The sequence below is a fragment of the Luteococcus sp. genome, from assembly GCF_043424415.1.
In the GTDB taxonomy this organism is placed as follows: domain Bacteria; phylum Actinomycetota; class Actinomycetes; order Propionibacteriales; family Propionibacteriaceae; genus Luteococcus.
This window is the reverse complement of sequence record NZ_JBHWOO010000154.1, coordinates 1-6,630: the sequence shown is the minus strand read 5'-3', so window position 1 is coordinate 6,630 and position 6,630 is coordinate 1. Positions and strand designations below refer to the sequence as shown.

The 6,630-nt window shown below is 71.1% G+C and carries 6 protein-coding genes; 2 read left to right on the top strand and 4 right to left on the bottom strand.

Annotated features, from left to right (window positions below):
- The coding region (locus ACHFFZ_RS09445) for a hypothetical protein (RefSeq protein WP_394276386.1) at positions 1–700 on the bottom strand (700 nt) is incomplete at its 3' end.
- Positions 701–1,017: 317 nt separating this feature from the next.
- Between ACHFFZ_RS09445 and ACHFFZ_RS09440 the strand changes: the two genes are divergently transcribed.
- The gene (locus ACHFFZ_RS09440; protein ID WP_394276385.1) at positions 1,018–1,611 is read left to right on the top strand and encodes a MarC family protein; all 594 of its coding nucleotides are present in this window, start codon (positions 1,018–1,020) and stop codon (positions 1,609–1,611) included.
- A gap of 78 nt (positions 1,612–1,689) precedes the next feature.
- On the opposite strand, the gene ACHFFZ_RS09435 is transcribed toward ACHFFZ_RS09440, so the two are convergent.
- Both ACHFFZ_RS09435 and ACHFFZ_RS09430 read right to left on the bottom strand, forming a co-directional pair.
- Positions 1,690–2,232, bottom strand: coding sequence for a hypothetical protein (locus ACHFFZ_RS09435; protein ID WP_394276384.1), 543 nt, complete (start codon positions 2,230–2,232; stop codon positions 1,690–1,692).
- 121 nt (positions 2,233–2,353) lie between these two features.
- Positions 2,354–3,589, bottom strand: a complete 1,236-nt coding sequence (locus tag ACHFFZ_RS09430; protein ID WP_394276383.1) for an MFS transporter — start codon at positions 3,587–3,589, stop codon at positions 2,354–2,356.
- Between the two features lie 646 nt (positions 3,590–4,235).
- On the opposite strand from ACHFFZ_RS09430, the gene ACHFFZ_RS09425 reads away from it, so the two are divergent.
- Positions 4,236–5,117, top strand: a complete 882-nt coding sequence (locus tag ACHFFZ_RS09425; protein ID WP_394276382.1) for an oxygenase MpaB family protein — start codon at positions 4,236–4,238, stop codon at positions 5,115–5,117.
- 11 nt (positions 5,118–5,128) lie between these two features.
- On the opposite strand, the gene ACHFFZ_RS09420 is transcribed toward ACHFFZ_RS09425, so the two are convergent.
- The coding region (locus ACHFFZ_RS09420) for a peptide MFS transporter (RefSeq protein WP_394276381.1) at positions 5,129–6,630 on the bottom strand (1,502 nt) is incomplete at its 5' end.

Here is a 6,630-nt window from a genome sequence, read left to right as displayed (position 1 = left end):
CTTCTGGGTGGGACCGTCGGCGGGGCGGGTGCAGCCGGCCAGGGCGGCGACAGCGAGCCCGCCGCCGATCTGCAGGATCCTTCGTCGCTGGGTGGTCACCAGGTCCACGATATTCCCTGCACGGCTCCCAGCGGGCGCCGTTCGAGCCGGGCGGTGTAGCTGCCGTGGGGCGTGGCCCCAGGAAGTGGACGGTCAGCACCACCTGCTCGGTGGGGCGGGTGAACTGCACGGCGATCTGGGCGGCCTGTTCCTCGTGGTCCACCCAGGCGCGGGTGGCGAACTCGTGCACCTGCCCACGACGAAGGGCCCTGTCGAAGTGGAATCGGGTCAGGTGGCGGCTGCGCCCCTCGTGGACGGCGCGGCTGTGGCCTTCGATCCCGCCTCCCCACAGCGCCTCGGTCTCCAGCCCGAGGTGGCCGCTGTCATTGCGCAGCTGCAGCCCGCAGCCGTCGGCGCCGTCGGCGCCGTCGGCCGGCGTCCTGACCCGGTGGACCTGGATGATCTCCTCGGGGGCACGCTGGTCGCGGACGGTGTAGGCGTAGGTGGCCTCGAGGATCTCGAAGGGGCCGCTGAGCTCGAAGGGGGGTCCGCCCTGTACGTGGTGGGCGGCATCGAACCACGGCTGCAGCGGCTCGACCCACTCGGGCAGGTCCTGGCAGATCGCCGTGCACAGCCGTGCCGAGGGCCGCTCGCGCCCCACCTCGACATTGGCCAGGGTGGAGCGGGCGATGACGGGGTGAGAGCCTCCACCAGGTCCTTCTGGCGCAGGCCGTGTGCCTGTCGCTGGCGTCGCAGCGCCTGACCGAAACCCTCCACCACGTCATCGTGGCATGGAGTGCTCCGCACAGCGCCTGCGCCACGCGATACGCGCCCGATCACCGTGGCCCCCGATGCCGGGGTGGGAGGATGACTTGGTCGTGGGATGGGCTGTGAGTGAAATATTTCGGCTTTGGTGCGGGCTTGTGTGGTGGATTACCCTTCGGTTGCCAGGTGAGCGAGAAGAAGTGTGGAGGTTGCATGTCTCTGATGCAGGCGGTGACGCTGCTCTTCCTCGTCATGGACCCCTTGGGCAACATCCCCTTCTTCATGACCGCCGTCAAGAAGGTGGCGCCGCAGCGCCGGCAGTGGGTGATCGCCCGTGAACTGCTGATCGCCCTCGCCATCATGGTGGCCTTCCTGTTCGCAGGCCAGGGCCTGCTCGGCCTCATCCAGGTCTCTCCTGAAGCCTTGACTGCGGCCGGCGGCATCATCCTGATGCTGATCGCCGTGCGGATGGTCTTCCCCTCCCCGGAGACGACGCTGGAGGAGGTGAGCCTGTCCGACGAGCCCTTCATCGTGCCGCTGGCCGTGCCCTACACCGCCGGGCCGTCGCTGCTCGCCGTCGAGGTGTTGCTGGTGAGCCAGGACCCGGGGCGCTGGCCCGTCTGGCTGGCCGCGGTCCTGATGGCCTGGGCCGCCTCGGCCGCGATCCTGTTCCTCTCGGGCTACCTGGAGCGCATCCTCGGTGAGCGGGTGCTGCTCGCGATCGAGCGCCTGATGGGCATGGTGCTGGTGATGATCAGCACGCAGATGGTCTTCGACGGCATCCAGCGTTTCTTTGACATGGGCTGAGACATCCCGCCACGCACGAGGGCCCCGTCATCGACGGGGCCCTCGTACGTGCCGGCCCTCCCGGTCGGGGGTGTGGGCTCACAGGTGGCCCGCGAGGACCTGGCTGGCGTCCTGGTCGACGACCTGCAGGCGCACCTCGTAGGCGCCGTCGAGGGTGGCGACGGACAGGCGGCGGCGGGCGAAGGGGCGCAGGTGCACCCGGCGGCTGGAAGTTCCGTCGCAGACCTCGACCTCGATGCTCTCGCAGCCGGGGTTGCGCACCGAGAGCACGACCTGGCCGCCGCGCACCCGCAGCTTGGCCTCGGCCTGCGGGGCGCCGGTGGTGCCGCTGATGCGGCGGTAGGTGCCGTGGACCGAGTGCAGGCCCAGGTCGTAGCGGCCGCTGGCCTGCCAGCAGGCGGTCATCTCGGCGCCGGGCTCGACGACGTGCACCGCGGGGGTGTGCTCGAGGGTGAAGGACCGGGCGTGCACGTCGAGGGCGCGCTGGTCGCGGTTGTGCAGTCGCGCGACGATCGTGGCCCCCTGGAGCGCCAGGTCGAAGGTGGAGCTGGGGGCCACCGTCGAGGACTGCTGGCGGTTGGTGATGCGCGGGCTGATGCGGGGGAGGGTCAGGACGCTCATGGTGTTCTCCTTGTGGGTTCACTGAAGAGTGAACGCGTCCCACATGCCGCCGGCGCCACGTCGAGGTGAACGAGTGGCGACGGCCCGGTGAATCCCACCCGTCGTGCCGGCGTGGAAGCTGTCACTGGGTGGTGGCGGGCTGTGCCGGCAGCTCCACGTCGTCGTCACTCCGGTGCGCGGCCAGCACCCCGGACAGCAGCAGGGCCATGCCCGTGGCCAGCGGCATCACCGTCAGGGCGGTGCGGAAGCCCACCACGTCGGAGAGTCGGCCGACCAGGGGAGGGCCGACGAAGAAGGCCAGGCGCAGCAGCCAGTTGACGATGCTCAACCCGGAGCCAGCGGGCAGGCCGGGCATGTGGTGGGCGGTGTAGTAGACCGCCGGCACGATCGTGGCCACGCCCCAGCCGGCGCAGGCGAAGCCGAACAGGGTCAGCGGGATGGTGCCCACCAGCAGTGCCAGCCCCATGCCCAGGGTGGCGACGGTGCAGCCCAGGCGGGCGGCTCCTCGGTCGCCCAGCCGGTCGACGAGCCGGTCGCCGGTGAAGCGGCCGATGGTCTGGGCGCCGACCAGGGCCACCAGTCCCATGCCGGCCACGGCGGGCTCGGCCCCCAGGGAGTCGCGCAGGTAGAGGGCGCTCCAGGTGAAGCCTGAGTCCTCGATGCTGGCCGAGAAGGCACCCACCAGGCCCAGTGCCACCAATTGCACCATCAGGTTGCGCGGGATCCGCACGCCGTGCGCGGGGGTCTGGGGGTCCTCGACGACGTCCGGGTCGGGGCCCTTGAGCAGGAAGGGGCGAAGGCCCAGGTTGATGGCCAGCATCAGGCTGCCGCTGGCCAGGGCGTGCATCGGCAGCGAGAGCCCGATGCCGGCGAAGAAGGAGCCCAGCAGGCCACCGCTGACCGCACCGAGGCTCCACCAGGCGTGGAAGGAGTTGTTGATCGAGCGCCCGTAGAGGTTCTGCACGCGCATGCCGTGGGCATTCATCGCGATGTCGGTGTAGACGTCGGTGGCGCTCATCAGCATGACGGCCAGGGCGAAGACCCAGGCGGTGGGGGAGTTGAGCACGATGCAGAAGAGGATGATCTGGCCCACCTGGGCCCAGGAGGCCACTGCGGCCGAGCTGGTGGCGCGCATCACGCGCGAGGTGAGCAGTCCGGCGACCAGGCCGCCGAGCGGCCCCAGGGCGATCGCCAGGCCGAAGAAGGTGTTGGACAGCTCCAGGTGGTCGCGCAGCTCTGGGTAGCGGGGGACCAGGGAGGCGATCGTCGCGCCGTTGAGCCAGAAGAGGGTGGCGACGGCCGCGCGGGCGCGGCGTGCCTGGAGGGAGGGCTGCCGGGCAGCGGTGACGGTGGTCATGGAGGGCGGGCTTCTTCGGCTCGGAGGATGACGGTGCAGAAATCCTACCCAGTGGTAGGTCCGGGAAGGACCGAGGCGCCTTGTTGGACGTGTGACCCATTCCTGCAGGACAGCTGAGGAAGCCGTGGTCCTCCATGACGGAAGGGATTGCAGGTGCTTGAATGTTCACGCAGGACGATGGCGGGAGCTCTTGGAGGCTTCTGGCCTGCGGCACCAGGGGGTGCCGGCAGATCGGGGAACGCACCACGGCACGTGAGGACATTCCCCACTGCTCGTCGTGGCTCGTCATCGAAGGAGCGGTCCGCCCTACGGATGGTAGGGGGACGGCAGGCCTGTGGCTCGCACCAATGCAGGACGTGACAGTGAGGAACTGCGACCCTCCAGGTCGTCACGTCGCCGAGGTCGGGCACGGTCGGCAGGGTGTCACCCACGCCCCGATCGTGACGGGGACGGACCCATGCGGGTTCGACACGTGCATCCGCGTTCGGCACGAGAACAGCGGGCACATGATGGACATGCACCATTCAGGGGCGCGGCGATGATCGCCGCGCCCCGAGTGCGTGTCCGGGCCCGCCGTGGCCCCGCGGCGCCGCGCCGTTGGCCTCGTGCCGTCCGGGTTGGGTGGCGCTGGGTGCATGCTGGGTGCATGCCACGACCCGACCTGCTGCGCTCCCATGTCTCCGCCTTCCTGCGCTCCAAGGTGGCCGGCCCCGACGCGGCCGAACGCGCCTGGCGCATCTGGGGCGCCGAGGGCGAGCGACGATTCAGTGCCGAGGACCCGATCTGGCGTGTCAACCAGGATGGTGCGATGTACCCAGGCGGAGTCTGTGCACTCTTCCTGCAGTCCCTGCACCCCGGGCCGATGGCCGCCGTCGCCCAGCACGACAACTACCAGTCCGACCCCTGGGGGCGACTGCAGCGGATCAGCCACCACATCGCCGTCACCACCTATGCGCCGCTGCCCGAGGTGGAGGCCCAGCTGGCCCTGGTGCGCGCCGTGCACCGCAGCGTGGCCGGCACCGACGACTTCGGCAATGCCTACCGGGCCGACGATCCCGACCTGTTGCGCTGGGTGCATGTCGCCGAGACGTGGAGCTTCTTGACTGCCTACCGACGCTGGGGTGGCGGCACGCTGACCCCGGTCGAGGCCGACCTCTACGTCGCGCAATCGGCGCAGGCGGGTGAGGGCCTGGGTGCCACCGGGCTGCCGCACACGGTCGCCGAGCTCGACGCCCAGCTTGAGGCATTCCGTCCCGAACTGGCCTGCACCCGCGACGCCCTCGAGGTGGTGGACTTCCTCACCCACCGCGCCCCACTGCCGCTGGTGGCCAGGCCCGGCTACCGGATGGTGATCGCCGGCGGCAAGGCGCTGCTGCCCGCCTGGGCCCGCGAGATGCTGCAGCTGCCCACCGGGACGGCGACGGTGCGTCGCCAGGCTGGCCTGGGGGCCGTCGCCACGAAGGTGGTCGACTGGGCGCTGGTCGGTCCCGACGGGGAGCACGACCGCCCGATGCAGCCACCTGCCTGAGCCGAGCCTGCTCAGGCGGCAGGGGAGGCCGTCCCGGCCAGCGGTGCCGTCGGTGCGGGCGACGAGGGCGTCTGCCGGGGCCGGGCAAGGATGCGGGTGAGCACGGCCGTCGCCAGGCCGATGCCCACCGCGCCCAGGCCGCAGGCCAGGAAGTAGCGTGCCTCGACCGCCGCCTGCTCCGGGTCGTACCAGCGGCTCAGCACGCCGGCCAACGAGGTGCCCAGCGCCATGGACAGGAAGTAGAGCGCCGAGAAGCGGGCGCGGAAGGCCGTCGGGGCGTGGGAGGCGGTGGCCGACATGCCCACCGGGCCCACCAGCAGCTCGCCCAGGGTGATCACCAGTACCGCCAGGGCCAGCGCCAGCACCGGGATCGACCCCGCGCCGCCGCCGGTGAAGGGCAGCAGGCAGAGCATCCCGCAGCCCGAGATCGACACCCCGAGCGACATCTTGGTGGCCGAGCCGGGGCTGCGCTGCCCAAGGCGCGTCCACACCATCGCCATCGGCGCCGAGAGCAGCAGGATGTAGGCCGGGTTGAAGGACTGCGTCCAGGCGGCGGGCATCTCGAAGCCGCCGACGTGGCGGTCCAGCCGCACATCGGAGTAGACGGCGAAGACGCCATAGGTCTGGTTGAGCACCGACCAGAAGGCGCTTGATGCCAGGAAGAGCGGGATGAAGGCAGCGGCCCGGCGCCGCTCCGGTGCGCTGACCCGCGGCGAGGTGAAGATCCGCAGGAAGAGCGCGACGGCGGCGCCCGCGGTGAGCGCGAGCAGGAGCGTGGCCAGGCTGCCCAACGGCAGTCGGCCGGTGGCCACGGCCAGCACCAGCAGGGCGACGAAGGCCAGTGCGAGGGCGACGGTGGCGGCGGCCCGGCGACGCGGCAGTGGGCTGTCGGGGCGCTGCACCGCGGTGCGCACCGACGGCTCCAGGCTGGCCAGCAGCCGGGGCCGCAGCAGCAGGTAGTGGGCCAGGCCGAGCACCATCAGGGCGGCCGCGGCACCGAAGCCGACGTGGTAGCCGTGGCGGGCGGCCAGCCAGCCGGTGAGCAGCGGACCGAGCAGGGCGCCGATGTTGATGCCCAGGTAGAAGAACTGGAAGCCGGTGTCGCGTCGGGCCTCGTCCTCGCGGGGGTAGACGTGGCCGAGCACGGTGATCGCGGCCGTCTTCAGCGCCCCCGACCCGACGGCCACCAGCGCCATGCCGGTCGCCACGCCGCGCCCTCCGTCCAGGACGGACAGGGCCAGGTGTCCTGCGACCAGGCACAGTGCCCCGGCCAGCAGGGTGCGTTCGGCGCCCATCACGCGGTCGGCCACCCAGCCACCGGCAATGGTGCACAGGTAGACGGCCCCGCCGTAGGCGCCCATCAGGGCGGTGGCCTGGGCGCGGTCGAGGCCCAGTCCGCCGTCGCTGGCCTGGTGGTAGAGGAAGAAGACCATGATGGCCTGCATGCCGTAGAAGCTGAACCGCTCCCACATCTCGATGCCCACCAGTGCAGGCATCGCCACTGGCTGCCCCA